Raw genomic sequence first — 2,408 nt, forward strand, 5'->3', positions numbered from 1 at the left:
CGTAACCGGTTCCTGAGCGGCGTTATTTTCAACCGAATCTAATTGCGACACAATCCATTCCAGTTTAATCAACCGGAGTGCGAAATGACCAAGCCAGCATCCGCTGCATCAAAAGAATCCACATGGCGCAACCATCTGGCTCGCCAAGCATCCAGTGGCAAAAGCATAGCAGCATTTTGCCGGGATGAATCTCTTCCGGAATGGAGTTTTTATGCCTGGCGCGCAAGGCTGAATAATCGCGCCTCCAAGTTGGCACCTACTTTGGAACAGGTCGCGACACCATTCATCGATCTGGGCGTCGTTAAAGGTCATGCTATCCCAACCCCTGCGATTAATCCGAACGTCGAAGTGCGCATTGATCTGGGCGGTGGGATGTTGTTGACCATTACGAGAAGCTAATGTTCTTTCCCGAGGGTCAAGTCCGTGTATTTCTGTACGGCCAACCAACCAGCATGCGCTTGTCCTTCGATGGACTGTATGCGCTAGTTCGCCACACCATGCAGCAAGACCCTTTGGCAGGTCACCTGTTCGCTTTTATCAATCGCCGGGCCAACCAGATTAAAGTCCTGTACTTTGATCGCACTGGCTTATGCGTGTGGAGTAAGCGACTTGAACAGGGCAGATTGATCAGCAACTGGGACCATACCTCCACGCAGGAAATGGATTGGACGGGTCTGAAACTTCTGCTGGAAGGGATTGAGCCAAGACGTGTGCGAAAGCGCTACAACATAGTCCAGTCTCATAGGAGAAATGGCACAGGTGATGCAGCCTCTACGGTATAATATCGACATGCAAATTGATTCTTCTCCCAATGCGAAAAATGGTCACAATGTGGCTGCATTGACGCCGTTGGAAATAAGCAATTTGCTGGATTCAAAAGATCGCGAAATTATTCAATTGCGCCGACAGGTTGCGTGGTTTCAGCGCCAGATATTTGGTCAAAAAAGTGAACGTCGCCTTTCAGGACCAGAGGGTGAACAAGGCATATTGGGCGAGGCGTTTTCTGCCATCCCCGATCAGTCCGAACCGAATAAAAAAACCGCCGTTGCTGGCCATGTTCGTGAATCAAAACAAAAGCCGCTCGATGGAGCGGATGAATCGGCATTGTTTTTTGACGAGCAAAAAGTGCCGGTGCAGGTTGTTGCTATTGCCAATCCTGAAATCGACGGCTTAGATCCAGCCGACTATGAGGTGATCGGTGAGAAGGTGAGCCATCGTTTGGCACAACGTCCCGGCAGCTACGTCATCCTGAAATATGTGCGACCTGTAATCAAACGGCTGGATACTCAATCTATTTCCTGCCCCGTGGCACCAGTGAGTGTGGTGGACGGCAGTCGTGCCGATGTCAGTTTCATTGCTGGCATGATTGTTGATAAATTTGCGTATCACCAGCCGTTATACAGGCAGCACACCAAACTGACCGATTCAGGCATCAAGGTCAGCCGGGCCTGGCTGACCAAACTCATGCCGAGCGCTGTGGCGCTACTTGAACCGATCCATGATGCACAATTGGACTCCATTCGCAGTTCCCGGGTCAGGGCCATGGATGAAACCCCGATCAAAGCCGGGCGAGCGGGACCAGGTAAGATGAAAGCAGCTTATTTCTGGCCGGTCTATGGTGAACAGGACGAAATTTGCTTCCTGTTTTACCCCAGTCGGGCCGGCAAACATGTGCAGGATGCGCTGGGACTATCCTCGCCCTTGGGGGCCGTATTACAAACGGACGGTTATGCTGCATATGCCCAGTATGCCAAGAAAACCGGTCTAACCCATGCCCAGTGCTGGGCGCACGCCAGACGCAAGATTTATGAATCCCAGGACATGGAGCCAGGACCCGCAGCGCAGGCGCTTGATTGGATTGGTACGCTGTATCGAATCGAGTCGCAGATTCGCGAGCAAGGTTTGGCCGGCGCAGCCAAGCAGAAACTGCGTCAGGATCAGGCTAAGCCAATTGCCACACAATTTTTTGCCTGGATCGAGAAACAGTTCGATGAACGTGGATTCTTACCAAGCAGCCCATTTCTGGGTGCGCTGTCATATATCCGCGAGCGTCGAGCTGGGTTGGAGGTCTACCTTGACGATCCGGATGTATCGATTGACACGAACCACCTTGAACGCGCTTTGCGGGTTATCCCGATGGGTCGTAAGAATTGGTTATTCAGTTGGACTGAACTGGGTGCAAAACATATCGGCATTGTCCAGAGCCTGATCGTGACCTGCCGTCTGCATGATATCAATCCGTATGATTATTTCGTCGACGTTTTGCAACGTGTCAGCCAACATCCGGCGTCAAAGGTTCATGAACTTACGCCAAGACTATGGAAACAACACTTTGCCGCAAATCCGCTGCGATCGGATTTGCATGGAGTTACTTGATCATTTAGTATTTATGGTGGGTAATCGGTTAC

Annotated in this window: 3 protein-coding genes; all 3 read left to right on the forward strand. The window is 51.2% G+C overall.

The window, feature by feature from the left end; translation table 11 throughout:
* Positions 1–84 precede the first annotated feature (84 nt).
* The 3 genes from tnpA to tnpC are packed head-to-tail and all read left to right on the forward strand — an operon-like array spanning position 85 to position 2,376.
* The gene (tnpA, locus tag E2I14_RS19130; RefSeq protein ID WP_133331537.1) at positions 85–399 is read left to right on the forward strand and encodes an IS66 family insertion sequence element accessory protein TnpA; all 315 of its coding nucleotides are present in this window, start codon (positions 85–87) and stop codon (positions 397–399) included.
* Positions 399–782: an IS66 family insertion sequence element accessory protein TnpB gene (tnpB, locus tag E2I14_RS19135; RefSeq protein ID WP_133331539.1), complete on the forward strand. Its 384-nt coding sequence runs from the start codon at positions 399–401 to the stop codon at positions 780–782. Before tnpA ends, tnpB begins: the two co-directional genes overlap by 1 nt.
* Positions 783–789: 7 nt before the next feature.
* The gene (tnpC, locus tag E2I14_RS19140) at positions 790–2,376 is read left to right on the forward strand and encodes an IS66 family transposase (protein ID WP_406675725.1); all 1,587 of its coding nucleotides are present in this window, start codon (positions 790–792) and stop codon (positions 2,374–2,376) included.
* Positions 2,377–2,408 lie beyond the last annotated feature (32 nt).

This window comes from Sapientia aquatica (genome assembly GCF_004358105.1).
Lineage (GTDB): Bacteria > Pseudomonadota > Gammaproteobacteria > Burkholderiales > Burkholderiaceae_D > Solimicrobium > Solimicrobium aquaticum.

Excerpts from the sequence above, each read along its gene's own strand:
- tnpA (WP_133331537.1), top strand. The coding sequence starts at position 85 with ATGACCAAGCCAGCATCCGCTGCATCAAAAGAATCCACATGGCGCAAC.
- tnpB (WP_133331539.1), top strand. The coding sequence starts at position 399 with ATGTTCTTTCCCGAGGGTCAAGTCCGTGTATTTCTGTACGGCCAACCA.
- tnpC (WP_406675725.1), top strand. The coding sequence starts at position 790 with ATGCAAATTGATTCTTCTCCCAATGCGAAAAATGGTCACAATGTGGCT.